Source organism: Streptomyces sp. NPDC088157 (assembly GCF_044741545.1).
Lineage (GTDB): Bacteria > Actinomycetota > Actinomycetes > Streptomycetales > Streptomycetaceae > Streptomyces.
The window spans coordinates 114991-132165 of record NZ_JBIUSU010000008.1 but is presented as its reverse complement, the minus strand read 5'-3'; the positions used below and the strand labels follow the sequence as shown (position 1 = coordinate 132165).

Annotated in this window: 17 protein-coding genes; 16 read left to right on the top strand and 1 reads right to left on the bottom strand. The window is 70.4% G+C overall.

Annotated elements, in window-relative coordinates:
• The first annotated feature begins 23 nt into the window (after nucleotides 1-23).
• The 15 genes from ACIPFH_RS30275 to nusB all read left to right on the top strand — a co-directional run bounded on the left by ACIPFH_RS30275 (nucleotide 24) and on the right by nusB (nucleotide 15560).
• Nucleotides 24-1379, top strand: coding sequence for a replication-associated recombination protein A (locus ACIPFH_RS30275; protein ID WP_401831345.1), 1356 nt, complete (start codon nucleotides 24-26; stop codon nucleotides 1377-1379).
• A 302-nt stretch (nucleotides 1380-1681) separates the two neighbouring features.
• Nucleotides 1682-2296 (top strand): 30S ribosomal protein S4, encoded by a 615-nt coding sequence (rpsD, locus tag ACIPFH_RS30270; protein ID WP_020128844.1) that lies wholly within the window; start codon nucleotides 1682-1684, stop codon nucleotides 2294-2296.
• 177 nt (nucleotides 2297-2473) lie between these two features.
• On the top strand, nucleotides 2474-2923 hold the full coding sequence (locus tag ACIPFH_RS30265; protein ID WP_356255812.1) for a DUF948 domain-containing protein: 450 nt from the start codon (nucleotides 2474-2476) through the stop codon (nucleotides 2921-2923).
• 8 nt (nucleotides 2924-2931) lie between these two features.
• Nucleotides 2932-3288: a hypothetical protein gene (locus tag ACIPFH_RS30260; RefSeq protein ID WP_356255815.1), complete on the top strand. Its 357-nt coding sequence runs from the start codon at nucleotides 2932-2934 to the stop codon at nucleotides 3286-3288.
• Nucleotides 3288-5960 carry an alanine--tRNA ligase gene (gene alaS, locus ACIPFH_RS30255; protein WP_401831343.1) on the top strand — a complete coding sequence of 891 codons (2673 nt, stop codon included), beginning with the start codon at nucleotides 3288-3290 and terminating at the stop codon, nucleotides 5958-5960. Before ACIPFH_RS30260 ends, alaS begins: the two co-directional genes overlap by 1 nt.
• Nucleotides 5961-5968: 8 nt before the next feature.
• Nucleotides 5969-6433, top strand: coding sequence for a Holliday junction resolvase RuvX (ruvX, locus tag ACIPFH_RS30250; protein ID WP_401831905.1), 465 nt, complete (start codon nucleotides 5969-5971; stop codon nucleotides 6431-6433).
• 123 nt (nucleotides 6434-6556) lie between these two features.
• A complete protein-coding gene (gene mltG, locus ACIPFH_RS30245; protein WP_401831340.1) occupies nucleotides 6557-8341 on the top strand; it encodes an endolytic transglycosylase MltG in 1785 nt (594 codons plus the stop codon).
• Entirely contained in the window at nucleotides 8322-9179 is an 858-nt protein-coding gene (locus ACIPFH_RS30240) for a shikimate dehydrogenase (protein ID WP_401831337.1), read from the top strand. Before mltG ends, ACIPFH_RS30240 begins: the two co-directional genes overlap by 20 nt.
• Before the next feature lie 175 nt (nucleotides 9180-9354).
• Complete coding sequence (gene aroC, locus ACIPFH_RS30235) at nucleotides 9355-10539, top strand: chorismate synthase (RefSeq protein ID WP_401831335.1); 1185 nt, start codon at nucleotides 9355-9357, stop codon at nucleotides 10537-10539.
• Entirely contained in the window at nucleotides 10536-11051 is a 516-nt protein-coding gene (locus ACIPFH_RS30230; RefSeq protein ID WP_401831333.1) for a shikimate kinase, read from the top strand. Before aroC ends, ACIPFH_RS30230 begins: the two co-directional genes overlap by 4 nt.
• On the top strand, nucleotides 11048-12142 hold the full coding sequence (gene aroB, locus ACIPFH_RS30225; RefSeq protein WP_356255832.1) for a 3-dehydroquinate synthase: 1095 nt from the start codon (nucleotides 11048-11050) through the stop codon (nucleotides 12140-12142). The genes ACIPFH_RS30230 and aroB overlap by 4 nt, the downstream gene beginning before the upstream one ends.
• A gap of 188 nt (nucleotides 12143-12330) precedes the next feature.
• On the top strand, nucleotides 12331-13170 hold the full coding sequence (locus ACIPFH_RS30220) for a Pro-rich N-terminal domain-containing protein (RefSeq protein ID WP_401831332.1): 840 nt from the start codon (nucleotides 12331-12333) through the stop codon (nucleotides 13168-13170).
• A 190-nt stretch (nucleotides 13171-13360) separates the two neighbouring features.
• Entirely contained in the window at nucleotides 13361-14467 is a 1107-nt protein-coding gene (locus tag ACIPFH_RS30215; RefSeq protein WP_401831329.1) for an aminopeptidase P family protein, read from the top strand.
• A 95-nt stretch (nucleotides 14468-14562) separates the two neighbouring features.
• On the top strand, nucleotides 14563-15129 hold the full coding sequence (gene efp, locus ACIPFH_RS30210) for an elongation factor P (protein WP_020117452.1): 567 nt from the start codon (nucleotides 14563-14565) through the stop codon (nucleotides 15127-15129).
• 2 nt (nucleotides 15130-15131) lie between these two features.
• Nucleotides 15132-15560, top strand: a complete 429-nt coding sequence (nusB, locus tag ACIPFH_RS30205) for a transcription antitermination factor NusB (RefSeq protein WP_356255840.1) — start codon at nucleotides 15132-15134, stop codon at nucleotides 15558-15560.
• 218 nt (nucleotides 15561-15778) lie between these two features.
• Here the strand turns inward: nusB and bldD are convergent, their stop codons facing one another.
• Nucleotides 15779-16279 (bottom strand): transcriptional regulator BldD, encoded by a 501-nt coding sequence (bldD, locus tag ACIPFH_RS30200; RefSeq protein ID WP_020128858.1) that lies wholly within the window; start codon nucleotides 16277-16279, stop codon nucleotides 15779-15781.
• 241 nt (nucleotides 16280-16520) lie between these two features.
• On the opposite strand from bldD, the gene pyrR reads away from it, so the two are divergent.
• Nucleotides 16521-17117 (top strand): bifunctional pyr operon transcriptional regulator/uracil phosphoribosyltransferase PyrR, encoded by a 597-nt coding sequence (gene pyrR / locus ACIPFH_RS30195; protein WP_356260818.1) that lies wholly within the window; start codon nucleotides 16521-16523, stop codon nucleotides 17115-17117.
• Nucleotides 17118-17175: the final 58 nt, after the last annotated feature.

Here is a 17175-nt window from a genome sequence, read left to right as displayed (position 1 = left end):
ACCTCTGACGTAGGCTCCGATGTGTGGAGCCCGACCTGTTCACCGCCGCAGCGGAAGACCGCCAGGAGAAGGACCCCGCCGGGAGCCCCCTGGCGGTCCGGATGCGCCCGCGCACCCTCGATGAGGTGGTGGGCCAGCAGCACCTGCTGAAGCCGGGCTCACCCCTGCGCCGTCTGGTCGGCGAGGGGGCCACGGGCCCGGCCGGGCCCTCCTCGGTGATCCTCTGGGGGCCGCCCGGCACCGGGAAGACGACCCTGGCCTACGTCGTCTCCAAGGCCACCAACAAGCGGTTCGTCGAACTGTCGGCCATCACCGCGGGCGTCAAAGAGGTCCGCGCGGTCATCGACGGCGCCCGCCGCGCCATCGGCGGCTACGGCAAGGAGACCGTCCTCTTCCTCGACGAGATCCACCGCTTCAGCAAGGCCCAGCAGGACTCGCTCCTGCCGGCCGTCGAGAACCGCTGGGTGACGCTGATCGCGGCGACCACCGAGAACCCGTACTTCTCGGTCATCTCGCCCCTGCTCTCCCGTTCCCTCCTGCTGACCCTCGAGCCCCTCACGGACGACGGACTGCGCGACCTGGTCAGGCGCGCCGTGGCCGACGAACGCGGCCTCAAGGGCGCCGTCACCCTCCCCGAGGACACCGAGGCGCATCTGCTGCGCATCGCCGGCGGCGACGCCCGCCGCGCCCTCACCGCACTGGAGGCCGCCGCCGGAGCAGCCCTGGACCAGGACGAGTCCGAGATCAGCCTCCAGACCCTGGAGCAGACGGTCGACCGTGCCGCGGTGAAGTACGACCGCGACGGCGACCAGCACTACGACGTCGCCAGCGCCCTCATCAAGTCCATCCGGGGTTCGGACGTCGACGCGGCCCTGCACTACCTGGCCCGCATGATCGAGGCCGGCGAGGACCCGCGCTTCATCGCCCGCCGCCTGATGATCTCCGCCAGCGAGGACATCGGCCTCGCCGACCCGAACGCCCTGCCGATCGCGGTCGCCGCCGCCCAGGCAGTCGCCATGATCGGCTTTCCCGAGGCCGCCCTCACCCTCAGCCACGTCACCATCGCCCTCGCCCTGGCGCCGAAGTCCAACGCCGCGACGACGGCGATCGGCGCAGCCCTGGAGGACGTACGCAAGGGACTGGCCGGCCCGGTGCCGCCGCACCTGCGCGACGGGCACTACAAGGGGGCCGCCAAGCTGGGGCACGCGCAGGGGTACGTGTATCCGCACGACCTGCCCGAGGGCATCGCCGCCCAGCAGTACGCCCCCGACGCCATCAAGGACCGCGCGTACTACGAGCCCACCCGGCACGGCGCCGAGGCACGGTACGCGGACGCGGTGGAGTGGACCAGGCGGCGCCTCGGTCGTAACGGGTCCTGAGCACCCTGTAGACTCGCCCGAAGTGCCGCGTCCCGTGCAGTCAGAACAGGACAGTCGGCCGGAGCGCCGGTCCCAGGACCTCGCTCCAGGAGCGTCGCGCACCGTCGAACGGTGTCGCGGGCAGCCCATCACCACCCGCGATTGCGGGAACGGTCGATGGGCAACTCGCGTGCTGCACGTATGTGCCCAGACCAGGGGAGCGGCTGCCCGACAGGTCCCATGTGGACCCGGCGGGTTTCCCCGGCTGCGGATGCGACCTCCCTTAACCCTGACAAGCCGGAAATTCTGGAAAGTGAGAGATCGTGGCGAACCAGCCCCGTCCCAAGGTCAAGAAGTCGCGTGCCCTCGGCATCGCGCTGACCCCGAAGGCCGTCAAGTACTTCGAGGCCCGCCCCTACCCGCCGGGTGAGCACGGCCGTGGCCGCAAGCAGAACTCGGACTACAAGGTCCGTCTGCTCGAGAAGCAGCGTCTGCGCGCGCAGTACGACGTGTCCGAGCGCCAGCTCGTCCGCGCCTACGAGCGTGCCTCCAAGGTCCAGGGCAAGACCGGTGAGGCCCTGATCATCGAGCTCGAGCGCCGTCTCGACGCGCTGGTCCTGCGTTCGGGCATCGCCCGCACGATCTACCAGGCCCGCCAGATGGTCGTCCACGGCCACATCGAGGTCAACGGCCAGAAGGTCGACAAGCCGTCCTTCCGCGTCAAGCCGGACGACGTCGTCATGGTGCGCGAGCGCAGCCGTGAGAAGACGCTGTTCTCGATCTCCCGCGAGGGTGGCTTCGCCCCCGACGGCGAGACCCCGCGCTACCTCCAGGTGAACCTCCGCGCCCTGGCCTTCCGCCTGGACCGCGAGCCGAACCGCAAGGAGATCCCGGTCATCTGCGACGAGCAGCTCGTCGTCGAGTACTACGCCCGCTGATCCTCTCCGGGATCGGTCCGCGGCGGTCGCAGGACTGCGCGCCCAGGCCCGTCGTCCCCCTGCCCTTCGGGGCGGGCGGGACGGCGGGCTTTCGCACACCCTTAATGCGGTACGGAACGCCGGCGCCGGCGCGATAGGCTCGCCTCCAGACATAGGTGTTCGTCAGACAGGGAGCGGGTGCACGCAGTGTCCGGTGGAGAGGTGGCCGGCATCCTGGTGGCCGTGTTCTGGGCGATCCTGGTCTCCTTCCTCGCCGTCGCGCTGGCGAGGCTGGCCCAGACGCTCAGGGCGACCACCCGACTCGTCGCGGACGTGACCGAACAGGCCGTCCCGCTGCTGGCCGACGCCTCCGCGGCGGTGCGCTCCGCGCAGACCCAGATCGACCGGGTCGACGCGATCGCCACCGACGTCCAGGAAGTCACGTCGAACGCCTCGGCGCTGTCCACCACGGTCGCCTCCACCTTCGGCGGCCCCCTGGTGAAGGTTGCGGCCTTCGGCTACGGCGTCCGCCGGGCCCTCGGCGGCCGCAAGGACGACGTGCCCGCCCGGGAACCCCGGCGGACCGTGATCGTGGGCCGTACGGTCTCCCGGCGGGAGAAGCGCAAGCCCCGTGGAAAGAGGGACTGAGACCAGCGATGTTCCGCCGTACCTTCTGGTTCAGCACGGGTGTCGCCGCCGGTGTCTGGGCCACCACCAAGGTCAACCGCAAGCTGAGGCAGCTGACCCCCGAGAGCCTGGCCGCGACCGCGGCCAACAAGGCGCTCGAGACGGGAGCGCGCCTCAAGGACCGTGCGGTGGGCTTCGCGCTCGACGTCCGCGACAACATGGCCCAGCGGGAGGCCGAGCTGGGGGAGGCGCTGGGGATCCACCAGGACCCCGAACTCCCCGCACCCAGGCGGCACGCCGCCATCGAGAACAACCGCAGCACCCCCCAGTACCCCGAGCACATCGAGAACACGACGTACTCGCACAACCGGAATGAGGACCACTGATGGAGTCGGCCGAGATCCGCCGCCGCTGGCTGAGCTTCTACGAGGAGCGCGGGCACACCGTCGTCCCTTCGGCGTCGCTCATCGCGGACGACCCGACTCTGCTCCTGGTCCCCGCCGGCATGGTCCCCTTCAAGCCGTACTTCCTCGGCGAGGTCAAGCCGCCGTGGTCGCGCGCCACCAGCGTGCAGAAGTGCGTGCGCACGCCGGACATCGAAGAGGTCGGCAAGACCACCCGCCACGGCACGTTCTTCCAGATGTGCGGCAACTTCTCCTTCGGCGACTACTTCAAGGAAGGCGCCATCAAGTACGCCTGGGAGCTGCTCACCACGCCCCAGGACAAGGGTGGTTACGGCCTGGAGCCGGAGAAGCTCTGGATCACCGTCTACAAGGACGACGACGAGGCCGAGCGCCTCTGGCACGACGTCGTCGGCGTGCCCAAGGAGCGCATCCAGCGCCTCGGCATGAAGGACAACTACTGGTCCATGGGCGTCCCCGGACCCTGCGGCCCCTGTTCCGAGATCAACTACGACCGCGGCCCCGAGTTCGGCGTCGAGGGCGGCCCCGCCGTCAACGACGAGCGGTACGTGGAGATCTGGAACCTGGTCTTCATGCAGTACGAGCGCGGCCAGGGCATCGGCAAGGACAACTTCGAGATCCTGGGCGAACTGCCGAGCAAGAACATCGACACGGGCCTCGGCCTGGAGCGCCTCGCCATGATTCTGCAGGGCGTGCAGAACATGTACGAGATCGACACCTCGATGGCCGTCATCAAGAAGGCCACCGAGCTGACCGGCGTCGAGTACGGCGAGGCCCACGACTCGGACGTCTCCCTGCGCGTGGTCACCGACCACATGCGCACGTCCGTGATGCTCATCGGCGACGGCGTCACCCCCGGTAACGAGGGCCGCGGTTACGTGCTGCGCCGCATCATGCGCCGCGCCATCCGCAACATGCGCCTCCTCGGCGCCACCGGCCCGGTCGTCAAGGACCTCATCGACACCGTCATCGAGATGATGGGCCAGCAGTACCCGGAGCTCGTCAGCGACCGGCAGCGCATCGAGACGGTGGCCCTCGCCGAGGAGGCCGCCTTCCTCAAGACGCTGAAGGCCGGCACCAACATCCTCGACACCGCCGTCTCCGAGACCAAGGCCTCCGGCGGCCAGGTCCTCGCCGGCGACAAGGCCTTCCTGCTCCACGACACCTGGGGCTTCCCCATCGACCTCACCCTCGAGATGGCCGCCGAGCAGGGGCTGTCCGTGGACGAGGACGGCTTCCGCCGTCTGATGAAGGAGCAGCGGGAGCGCGCCAAGGCCGACGCCCAGTCCAAGAAGACCGGCCACGCCGGCGTGGGCGCCTACCGCGAGATCGCCGACAAGGCCGGGGCGACCGACTTCATCGGTTACGCCGACATCGAGGGCGAGTCGACGATCGTCGGCATCCTCGTCGACGGCGCCTCCTCGCCGGCCGCCACCGAGGGCGACGAGGTCGAGATCGTCCTCGACCGCACCCCGTTCTACGCCGAGGGCGGCGGCCAGATCGGTGACACCGGCCGTATCAGGGTGGACACCGGCGCCGTCGTCGAGATCCGCGACACCCAGAAGCCGGTCCCCGGCGTGTACGTCCACAAGGGCGTCGTCCAGGTCGGCGAGGTCACGGTCGGCGCCAAGGCCCATGCCTCGATCGACCAGCGCCGCCGCACGGCCATCGCCCGCGCCCACTCGGCCACGCACCTCACCCACCAGGCGCTGCGCGACGCCCTCGGCCCGACGGCCGCCCAGGCCGGTTCCGAGAACCAGCCCGGCCGCTTCCGCTTCGACTTCGGCTCCCCGTCCGCCGTCCCGACGGCCGTGATGACCGACGTCGAGCAGAAGATCAACGAGGTGCTCGCCCGCGACCTGGACGTCCAGGCCGAGGTCATGGGCATCGACGAGGCCAAGAAGCAGGGCGCCATCGCCGAGTTCGGCGAGAAGTACGGCGAGCGGGTCCGGGTCGTGACCATCGGCGACTTCTCCAAGGAGCTCTGTGGCGGCACGCACGTGCACAACACCGCCCAGCTGGGTCTGGTGAAGCTGCTCGGCGAGTCGTCGATCGGCTCGGGTGTCCGCCGGATCGAGGCCCTCGTCGGTGTCGACGCCTACAACTTCCTGGCCCGTGAGCACACGGTCGTCGCCCAGCTCCAGGAGCTGATGAAGGGACGTCCGGAGGAGCTTCCGGAGAAGGTCTCCGCCATGCTCGGCAAGCTGAAGGACGCCGAGAAGGAGATCGAGAAGTTCCGCGCGGAGAAGGTCCTCCAGGCCGCCGGCGGGCTCGTGGAGTCCGCCAAGGACGTCGGCGGCGTCGCCCTGGTCACCGGTCAGGTCCCCGACGGCACCACCCCCGACGACCTGCGCAGGCTCGTCCTCGACGTGCGCGGCCGCATCCAGGGCGGCCGGGCCGCCGTGGTCGCCCTGTTCACGGTCAACAACGGCAAGCCGCTGACCGTCATCGCCACCAACGAGGCGGCCCGCGAGCGCGGTCTCAAGGCCGGCGACCTGGTCCGTACGGCCGCCAAGACCCTCGGCGGCGGCGGTGGCGGCAAGCCGGACGTCGCCCAGGGCGGTGGCCAGAACCCGACCGCCGTCGGTGACGCCGTCGACGCCGTCGAGCGGCTCGTGGCGGAAACGGCCAAGTGAGCGAGCCGATGAGGAAGGGCCGTCGACTCGCGATCGACGTCGGGGACGCCCGGATCGGGGTCGCCTCGTGCGACCCCGACGGGATCCTCGCCACTCCGGTGGAGACGGTTCCCGGCCGGGACGTCCCGGCAGCTCATCGCCGGCTGAAGCAGCTGGTCGAGGAGTACGAGCCGATCGAGGTCATTGTCGGTCTGCCCCGCTCCCTCAAGGGGGGCGAGGGCCCGGCCGCGGTGAAGGTCCGCGGCTTCGCACAACAGCTGGCGAACAAAATCGCGCCCGTATCCGTACGTCTGGTCGACGAGAGGATGACGACCGTGACGGCCAGTCAGGGACTGCGCGCCTCGGGGGTGAAGTCCAAGAAGGGCCGCTCGGTGATCGACCAGGCAGCCGCTGTGATCATCCTTCAGCAGGCGCTGGAATCCGAACGAGTGTCAGGCAAAGCACCGGGCGAGGGCGTCGAAGTGGTCATCTGATCGCGATACGGTAACGTTCCGCGCGATGCGGCGGTGTTCGAACAGCCGCCGCACAGAGAGAGGCGAAACGGTGACGGGCCCGCGAAGGCCGAGTGATCGCCGCCTCGCGGCTCTAGGGGATCGATGACTGAGTATGGCCGGAGCGCAGGCTCCGAACCGTGGAATCCGGAGGACCCGTTGTACGGGGACGGCGGATGGGAAGGGCAGCAGGCCCCCACGGGTCAGCAGCCTGCCTACGGCGGCCAGCCACAGCACCACCACTACCCGCAGCAGTCGCAGCAGCAGCAGTCGGAATACGGCGACTGGAGCCAGGCGCAGGCGCAGCAGTACGACCAACAGCAGTACGGCGGACAGCAGTACGACCAACAGCAGTACGACCAACAGCAGTACGACCCGCAGTATCAGGGCTACGACCAGCAGCAGTTCGCCCACCAGAACCAGCAGGCCTATCCCGACGGGTACCAGGAGGGCGGCTGGGACGGCACGGGCACGCACGCCCACGTCCCGTACGCGGCCGACCCCGGCGACCCCTACGGTCAGCAGGCCGCGGCCTACGGCGCCGAACAGCCCGACTTCTACGGCACTCCGGAGGCGTATCCGCCGCCGGAGCCGCCTGCCCGGCGTCGCGCCGAGCCCGAACCCGTCCAGGCGTCCGAGCCGGTGGAGGCACCGGAGCCCGAACAGAAACCCGACTGGGATCCCGGTCCCGACCAGGGGGAGCACGCCTTCTTCGCGGGCGGCGGGGCCGAGGACGACGAGGACGACGACGAGCCGGAGGGCCGCGGAAACCGGCGGGGCCGGGGCGGCAAGGGCACGAAGAGCAAGAAGAAGAGCCGCAACGGCTGCGCCTGTCTCGTCGTGGTGCTGGTGTTCGGCGGTGGGGTCGCCGGCGTCGGCTACTTCGGCTACGACTACTACAAGAATCGTTACGGCGCGGCTCCGGATTTCGCGGGCGCCGGCACCGGCCAGAACGTGAGCATCGAGGTGCCCAAGGGCTCCGGCGGCGCCGCCATCGGCCGACTGCTGAAGGACGCCGGCGTCGTCAAGAGCGTGGACGCGTTCGTCTCGGCGTTCACGGGCAATCCGGAAGCGGGCCGGATCCAGGCGGGCGCGTACATCCTGAAGAAGGAGATGTCCGCGAAGAGCGCCGTGGAGATGATGCTCGATCCGAAGAGCCAGGCCAATGTGGTCGTCACCCCGGGGCAGCGGAACGTGGCCGTCTACAAGAGCATCGACACCAAACTCGGGCTTTCCTCCGGCACCACCAGGACAGTGGCGGAAAAGCAGTACAAGACGCTCGGTCTGCCCAGCTGGGCGAATGACAACGGCGACATCAAGGACCCGCTGGAGGGCTTCCTCTTCCCGGGTACGTACGGCGCCGCCAAGGGTATGAAGCCCGAGGCGATCCTGAAGTCGATGGTCGCCCACGCCAACGAGGAGTACGGCGAGTACGACCTCGCCGCCAAGGCAAAGACGCTCAAGCTGGAAAACCCGTTGCAGGTCATCACGGTCGCCAGCCTCGTCCAGGCCGAAGGCAAGACGCACGACGACTACCGCAAGATGGCGGAGGTCGTCTACAACCGGCTCAAGCCGACGAACGACCAGACCAACCAGTTGCTCCAGTTCGACTCGACCTTCAACTACCTCAAGGGCGAGAGTAAAATCCACATCAGCGAGTCCGAGATCAACAGCAACAAGGACCCGTACAACACCTACACCAACAGGGGCCTGCCGCCCGGTCCGATCGGCAATCCCGGTGAGGACGCGCTGAAGGCCACGATGAATCCGACCACCGACGGCTGGATCTACTTCGTGGCGACCGACGGCGAGAGCAACACCGAATTCGCCAAGACCTACGCGGAATTCCAGCGACTCAAGGACAAGTTCGATGCCAGCACGGGCAACTGACGCCCGCCGGGCCGCGGTACTCGGCAGCCCGATCGCCCACTCCCTCTCCCCGGTGCTGCACCGCGCCGCGTACGAGGCGCTGGAACTCACCGGCTGGACGTACGACCGCTTCGACGTCGACGAGCAGGCGCTGCCCGCCTTCGTCGACGGGCTCGGCGCCGAGTGGGCAGGTCTGTCGCTGACCATGCCGCTGAAGCGTGCGGTCATCCCGCTGCTCGACGAGATCAGCGAGACGGCGGCCGCCGTGGAGGCGGTCAACACCCTCGTGCTCACCGAGGACGGCCGTCGGCTCGGCGACAACACCGACATCCCCGGCGTGGTCGCGGCCCTGCGCGAGCGTGGCATCGAACAGGTCGACTCGGCCGCGATCCTCGGCGCCGGCGCCACCGCGTCCTCCGCGCTGGCCGCCCTGGCCAGGGTCTGCACCGGCGAGATCGTCGCCTATGTCCGCAGTGCGGCCCGCGCCGCCGAGATGCGGCAGTGGGGCGAGCGGCTCGAGGTCGAGGTCCGGATCGCCGACTGGGCGGACGCCGCCGACGCGCTGGTCTTCCCGCTGGTCGTCGCGACCACCCCGGCCGGGGCTACGGACGCCCTCGCCGCCTCGGTGCCGGAGCGCCCCGCGACCCTCTTCGACGTGCTCTACGACCCGTGGCCGACCGAGCTGGCCGCCCGCTGGTCCATGTTCGGCGGCGCCGTCGTCAGCGGCCTCGACCTGCTGGTGCACCAGGCGGTCCTCCAGGTGGAGCGGATGACCGGCCGCGGGCCGGCGCCGGTGGCCGCGATGCGCAAGGCGGGCGAGCACGCGCTCGCCTCCCGCCGGGCTCCGCACCGCCCGTGACCCTGTCGCCGGGTGCTCGCCCGTCCGCTTGCTGGACCGGCGACCGGCTCCGGGGCCGGGACGTGGGAGGATCGGAGGTGGCGGGCCGGGGCCGCGCACCCGGTCACGCCGACGACGTACGCGATGGACGCGCGTACGCAGAGCAGTACCAGGGCGCGAGTACTGAGGAGCATCGTTGAGCAGGCTGCGTTGGCTGACCGCGGGGGAGTCCCACGGTCCCGCACTTGTCGCGACGCTGGAGGGCCTTCCCGCCGGCGTGCCGATCACCACGGAGATGGTCGGGGACCATCTCGCGCGGCGGCGGCTCGGTTATGGGCGCGGTGCGCGGATGAAGTTCGAGCGCGACGAGGTGACCTTCCTCGGTGGTGTCCGGCACGGTCTGACCATGGGTTCGCCGGTCGCGGTCATGGTGGGCAACACGGAGTGGCCGAAGTGGGAGCAGGTCATGTCGGCCGACCCGGTCGACCCGGAGATCCTCGCGGGCCTCGCCCGCAACGCCCCGCTCACCCGCCCGCGCCCCGGACACGCCGATCTGGCCGGGATGCAGAAGTACGGCTTCGACGAGGCCCGTCCGATCCTGGAGCGCGCTTCCGCCCGGGAGACCGCGGCCCGGGTCGCGCTGGGCGCGGTGGCCCGCTCGTACCTGAAGGAGACCGCCGGCATCGAGGTCGTCTCGCACGTCGTCGAGCTGGCCGCGGCCAAGGCGCCCTACGGGGTCTACCCGACCCCGGCGGACGTGGAGAAGCTGGACGCGGATCCGGTGCGCTGCCTGGACGCGGACGCCTCCAAGGCGATGGTCGCCGAGATCGACCAGGCCCACAAGGACGGCGACACCCTCGGCGGCGTCGTGGAGGTCCTCGCCTACGGCGTGCCGGTGGGTCTGGGCTCGCACGTGCACTGGGACCGACGGCTGGACGCCCGCCTCGCCGCCGCGCTGATGGGCATCCAGGCGATCAAGGGAGTCGAGGTCGGAGACGGCTTCGACCTCGCGCGCGTGCCGGGCTCGAAGGCACACGACGAGATCCTCGCCACCGACGACGGGATCAAGCGTGCCTCCGGCCGCTCCGGTGGCACCGAGGGCGGCCTGACCACCGGCGAGCTGCTGCGCGTACGCGCGGCGATGAAGCCGATCGCGACCGTGCCGCGGGCCCTGCAGACCGTGGACGTCGTCACCGGCGAGGCGACCCAGGCACACCACCAGCGCTCGGACGTGTGCGCCGTCCCGGCCGCCGGGATCGTCGCCGAGGCGATGGTCGCCCTGGTGCTCGCGGACGCGGTGGCGGAGAAGTTCGGCGGCGACAGCGTCGCCGAGACCCGCCGCAACGTGCGGTCGTACCTCGACAACCTGCACATCCGATGAGCGGGCCACGGGTCGTTCTGGTCGGCCCGATGGGCGTCGGCAAGTCCACCGTCGGGCAGCTGCTCGCCGAGCGGCTCGGCGTCGGCTACCGGGACACCGACGACGACATCGTCGCCGAGGCGGGCCGCAGCATCGCGGAGATCTTCGTCGACGAGGGCGAGGAGACCTTCCGCGCCATCGAGAAGCGGGCCGTGCGGCGCGCACTCGCCGAGCACGACGGCGTCCTGGCGCTCGGCGGCGGCTCGATCCTGGACGCGGACACGCGCGACCTGCTGGCCGGACAGTGCGTGGTCTACCTGGCCATGGATGTCGAGGAAGCCGTCAAGCGCACCGGTCTCAACACGGCCCGTCCGCTGCTCGCCGTCAACCCGCGCAAGCAGTGGCGCGAGCTGATGGACGCCCGTCGCCATCTCTACGAGGGCGTCGCCACCGCGGTCGTGACCACGGACGGCCGTACGCCCGAAGAGGTCAGCCAAGTGGCCTTGGACGCTTTGGAGTTGAAGGAAGCATGAGCAGCGAGTCCGTTACGCGTATCCGGGTCGGCGGCAGCGCGGGCTCGGATCCGTACGAGGTTCTGGTCGGCCGTCAGCTGCTGGGCGAGCTGGGTGGGCTGATCGGCGACCGAGTCAGCCGGGTCGCCGTGATCCACCCCGAGGCGCTCGCCGGGACCGGCGAAGCGCTCCGCGCCGATCTGGCCGAACAGGGCTACGAGGCCGTCGCCATCCAGGTGCCGAACGCGGAGGAGGCCAAGACCGCCGAGGTCGCCGCCTACTGCTGGAAGGCGCTCGGCCAGTCCGGGTTCACCCGCACCGACGTGGTCGTGGGCGTCGGCGGAGGCTCGACCACCGACCTCGCCGGGTTCGTCGCCGCGACCTGGCTGCGCGGGGTGCGCTGGATCGCCGTCCCGACGACCGTGCTGGCCATGGTCGACGCGGCCGTCGGTGGCAAGACCGGTATCAACACCGCAGAGGGCAAGAACCTCGTCGGTTCCTTCCACCCGCCGGCCGGTGTCCTGTGCGACCTGGCCGCGCTGGACTCCCTGCCGGTCAACGACTACGTCTCCGGGCTCGCCGAGGTCATCAAGGCCGGCTTCATCGCCGACCCGGCCATCCTCGAGCTGGTCGAGTCCGACCCCGAGGCCGCCCGCACCCCGGCCGGCCCGCACACCGCCGAGCTCATCGAGCGCTCCATCAGGGTCAAGGCGGACGTCGTGTCGTCCGACCTGAAGGAGTCGGGTCTGCGGGAGATCCTCAACTACGGCCACACGCTGGCGCACGCCATCGAGAAGAACGAGCGCTACAAGTGGCGGCACGGCGCGGCCGTCTCCGTCGGCATGCACTTCGCCGCCGAACTGGGCCGCCTGGCCGGACGGCTGGACGACGCCACGGCCGACCGCCACCGCACGGTCCTGGAGTCGGTGGGGCTGCCGCTGCACTACCGCCACGACCAGTGGCCCAAGCTGCTGGAGAACATGAGGCTCGACAAGAAGTCCCGCGGCGACCTGCTGCGGTTCGTCGTCCTGGATGGCCTGGGCAAGCCGAACGTTCTCGAGGGCCCCGACCCGGCCGTCCTGCTGGCCGCGTATGGCGAGGTGAGCGAGTAGGAGCGTGGGGCGGGCGAGTAGGTCCGCCGCTTCCCCTTCCGCCCGATTCGCTTTCCCCACCGGGCACTTCGGACCGCCCCCGGCCGTTCACCGATCGACGGCCGGGGGCGGTACCGTTCAGTAGCGAAGAGGGGGTCCGCGCCCCCACAGCCAGCGCCCATTGCCTGTACGAGACGGAGTGGCACCGGATGCAGCACGCAGTGGGTTCTCCGCTGCCACCGCCCCACCAGCCGGGCGGCGCTTCCCAGCAGCAGCCGGGGTACCTCGGCGCCCCCTCGGGCCCGGTTCCGCCCGCGCCCCGGCCGCCGGTCCCGCCCGTGCCGCATCCGCCCGCCCCGCAGCACGCGCCGGTCCCGGGCCACGCGCCGGTCCCGCAGGGCACCGACACCACCGGGCACGTCCCGCTGCCGCCCGGCGGCCCCGTCCCCATGCCCAGCGCGCCGCCCGCCCCGACCGTCCCCGACCCGGCTGCCACGACGCTGGCCGTACTGCTGATCGGTCCGGCGGGCGCCGGCAAGACGAGCGTCGCCAAGTTCTGGGCCGACCACCGCCGCGTCCCCACGGCCCACGTCAGCCTCGACGACGTACGCGAATGGGTCCGCTCGGGCTTCGCCGACCCGCAGTCGGGGTGGAACGACCACTCCGAGGCCCAGTACCGCCTGGCCCGCCGCACCTGCGGCTTCGCCGCGCGCAACTTCCTGGCCAACGGCATCTCGTGCATCCTGGACGACGCGATCTTCCCCGACCGCCCGGCCGTGGGCCTGGGTGGCTGGAAACGGCACGTGGGCCCGGGCCTGCTGCCCGTCGTCCTCCTCCCGGGCCTGGAAGTCGTCCTGGAACGGAACGCGGAACGCTCCGGCAACCGCCGCCTCACCGACGAGGAGGTGGCCCGCATCCACGGCCGCATGGCCGGCTGGTACGGATCCGGTCTCCCGATCATCGACAACTCCCAACTGGACGTCCCGACGACGGCGAGAGTGCTGGACGACGTGCTGGCGAGGGCGATCGCCAGCCCCCCGAAGTGGTAGAGCGTCCCAGAGCCTCCCAGGGGGCGGGCCTGGAGCGGCCTGCGAGTCCGTAGCGGCCTGCGGCCTCGCCGCGTGGGGGGCGCCCCGCTCCGGTCGGGCCCGTGATCGGCGACGATCCTCCTGCCCCACCCCGTTCCCCCGAACGCCCTCCCAACCGGCACGATCCGGCCACTCCTCCTACGCTCGTGTCATGTCAGAGGTCTACGCGTCCCGCCGCACACGGCTGAGAGAACGCTGCAACGCCAGCGGCAGCGCCAGCGCGCTGATCTCCCGCCCCGCCAACGTGAGATACCTCGCCGGCGCCGCCCCGCACGGCGCGGTCCTGCTGCTGGGCAGGCGCGAGGATCTCCTCATCTGCGCGGGCCCGCTCGACGACCGCTCGAGCGAGGGCCGGCCGGACGAGGCCCTGCGCGTGCACTTCCTGCGCCACCCCGGAGGCGATCCGGCGGTCGCCGCCGCCGATCTCCTCGTCGGCGAGGGTGGAGACTCCCTCGCGGTGGAGGAACATCACCTCACGGTCGCCCGCCACCGCGAACTGCGCTCCGTCGCGCCCCGGCTGCGCCTCGCCGACCTGGACGGCGCGGTCGAACAGCTGAGGGTGGTCAAGGACGAGGAGGAGATCTCCTGTCTGCGGATCGGCGCCGAGATCGCCGACCAGGCCCTGGGCGAGCTGCTGGAGTCCATCCTGGTGGGCCGTACGGAACGGCACCTGGCTCTCGAACTGGAGCGGCGCCTGGTCGATCACGGTGCCGACGGACCCGCGTTCACCACGTCCGTCGCCGCCGGCCCGAATTCCGGCCGGCGCGGCCACCGGCCGACCGACCGGCGCGTCGAGGAGGGCGACTTCCTCTCCGTCTGTCTGGGGGCGAGCTACCGCGGCTACCGCTGCGAGATCGGCCGCACCTTCGTGATCGGCACGTCCCCCGCCGACTGGCAGATCGAGCTCTACGACCTCGTCTTCGCTGCCCAGCGCGCCGGACGCGAGGCCCTGGCACCGGGCGCCGCCTATCGGGACGTGGACCGCGCGGCCCGCCAGATCCTGGACTCCGCAGGGCACTCGGAGGGCCTCCAGGAGCTCACCGGGCACGGTGTCGGACTGGAAATCGAAGAGGACCCGCAGTTGACTCCCGCGGCCATGGGTAAACTGGACGCTTGCGTGCCGGTCACCGTCGAACCGGGGGTCCACCTCCCGGGACGGGGCGGTGTCCGGATCGATGACACGCTCGTCGTGCGCCCCGAGGCGGACGGCGGACCCGAGCTACTCACCATTACGACCAAGGAGCTGCTCGCCCTCTAGCGACACCAGGGAAGTGAAGGCACGCCCGCCCTTCCCAGGCGCCGCTCGGTGCGTGCCCCGGGGTCGTCCACGTCAGTCCAGGAGATTCCGCAACCGTGGCTTCCACGAACGACCTCAAGAACGGCCTGGTGCTCAAGCTCGAAGGCGGCCAGCTCTGGTCCGTCGTCGAGTTCCAGCACGTCAAGCCCGGCAAGGGCCCGGCCTTCGTGCGCACCAAGCTGAAGAACGTGCTTTCCGGCAAGGTCGTCGACAAGACGTTCAACGCCGGCGTCAAGGTCGAGACGGCCACTGTCGACAAGCGCGACATGCAGTTCTCGTACATGGACGGCGAGTACTTCGTCTTCATGGACATGGAGACCTACGACCAGCTCATGGTCGACCGCAAGGCTGTCGGCGACGCCGCCAACTTCCTGATCGAGGGCTTCACGGCCACCGTGGCGCAGCACGAGGGCGAGGTGCTCTTCGTCGAGCTGCCGGCCGCCGTCGAGCTCGTCGTCCAGGAGACCGAGCCGGGCCTCCAGGGCGACCGCTCCACCGGTGGCACCAAGCCCGCCACCCTGGAGACCGGTCACCAGATCCAGGTGCCGCTCTTCATCACCACCGGTGAGAAGATCAAGGTCGACACCCGCACCAGCGACTACCTCGGCCGGGTGAACAGCTAACCGTGGCTGCTCGCAACACGGCCCGCAAGCGCGCCTTCCAGATCCTCTTCGAGGGCGACCAGCGCGGAGCCGACGTCCTGACAGTCCTCGCGGACTGGATCCGGCTTTCCCGGGCCGACACCCGGCAGCCGCCGGTGAGCGAGTACACGATGCAGCTCGTCGAGGGCTACGCGGAACACGCGCGGCGCATCGACGAGCTGCTCTCCCAGTACTCGGTCGGCTGGACGCTGGACCGGATGCCGGTCGTCGACCGCAACATCCTGCGTCTCGGCGCCTACGAGCTGATCTGGGCCGACGAGACCCCGGACGCGGTCGTCCTCGACGAGATGGTGCAGCTGGCGAAGGAGTTCTCCACGGACGAGTCGCCCTCGTTCGTCAACGGCCTGCTCGGCAGGCTCAAGGAGCTCAAGCCGTCCCTGCGGCGCGAGTAGCTCCGCCGGGAGAGCCGGGGGGCTGCGGGCCGTAAGGGGCCTGCGGGCCGCCTGTGGCTCGCCGCGAGGTTCCCCGCGCCCCCCGGGGGCGCGAACATGCCGGAGGGCCCACAGCACGCGCTGTGGGCCCTCCGGCATGTTCGCGCCAAAGCAGAAGTGGCCGGAACCGCTGGGTCCCGGCCACTGCGAGGGTACGTTTCTGCTCAACCGTGGAGCGGCTAGCCCTCCTCGTGCGACACCGCACGACGCGCGTCCGCGTCCAGGACGCCCCAGCTGATCAGCTGCTCGGTCAGGACCGAGGGCGACTGGTCGTAGATGACGGCGAGGGTGCGCAGGTCGTCCTGGCGGATCGACAGCACCTTGCCGTTGTAGTCACCGCGCTGCGACTGGATGGTGGCCGCGTATCGCTGAAGGGGGCCCGCCTTCTCGACCGGCACGTGCGCCAGTCGCTCAAGGTCGAGGACCAGCTTCGGCGGCGGCTCGGCGGCGCCGCCCGGAGTGGTGCCGGGCAGCAGTTCCTGCACCGGAACGCCGTAGAAGTCCGCCAGCTCGGCAAGGCGCTGCACGGTCACGGCGCGGTCGCCGCGCTCGTACGAACCGACCACGACCGCCTTCCAGCGTCCCTGGGACTTCTCCTCGACACCGTGGAGGGAAAGGCCCTGCTGGGTGCGGATCGCCCGGAGCTTGGCCCCGAGCTGTTTGGCGTATTCGCTGGACATATAGCTCCCCGGCACTGGGTCGACGCGGCGTGGGCCGCGTGCTGGTAACTCACTGTGAGGTTACGCAGCGTGATTCTTCTGCGTCAAGCCGAATGGTCCACACCGACGCTTCCGTGGTATCGCCGGCCGATTACGCCAAGGGGGTGATCGAGGGTGTCCTCCCGGCCTGCTACCGTGGATGGCGCAAATCCGACGTCCTTTAAGGTCCGTCCCGTGAGGCGGAGAAGGAGGTCCGTTTCTTATGGACAAGCAGGACACCCAGCAGGACATCCCACAGGATCTTCGGCAGGCCGATGCGCGGCCCGTGCTCGAAGGCCCCGACATCGCGCGTGTGCTGACCCGCATCGCCCACGAGATCGTCGAACGCGCCAAGGGCGCCGACGACGTGGTGCTGCTCGGCATCCCGACCCGCGGCGTCTTCCTCGCCCAGCGGCTCGCCGCCAAGCTCGAGGAGATCACCGACCGCGCAATTCCGGTCGGCTCCCTCGACATCACCATGTACCGCGACGACCTGCGCATGCACCCGCCGCGTGCGCTGGCCCGCACCGAGATCCCCGGTGACGGTCTGGACGGCAAGCTGGTCGTCCTCGTCGACGACGTGCTCTTCTCCGGCCGCACCATCCGCGCCGCCCTCGACGCCCTGAACGACCTCGGGCGCCCGCGCGCGGTCCAGCTCGCGGTCCTCGTCGACCGCGGCCACCGGGAACTGCCCATCCGCGCCGACTACGTCGGCAAGAACCTCCCCACGTCGTTGCGGGAGACGGTCAAGGTCCAGCTCGCCGAGGAGGACGGTCGCGACACCGTGCTGCTCGGTGTGAAGCAGACCGCCCAGCAGTAGCACGCGCGCGTGCGGCCCCGTCGCCGTGCGTCGCGCAGCCGTGCCCCTGCACGCCCGT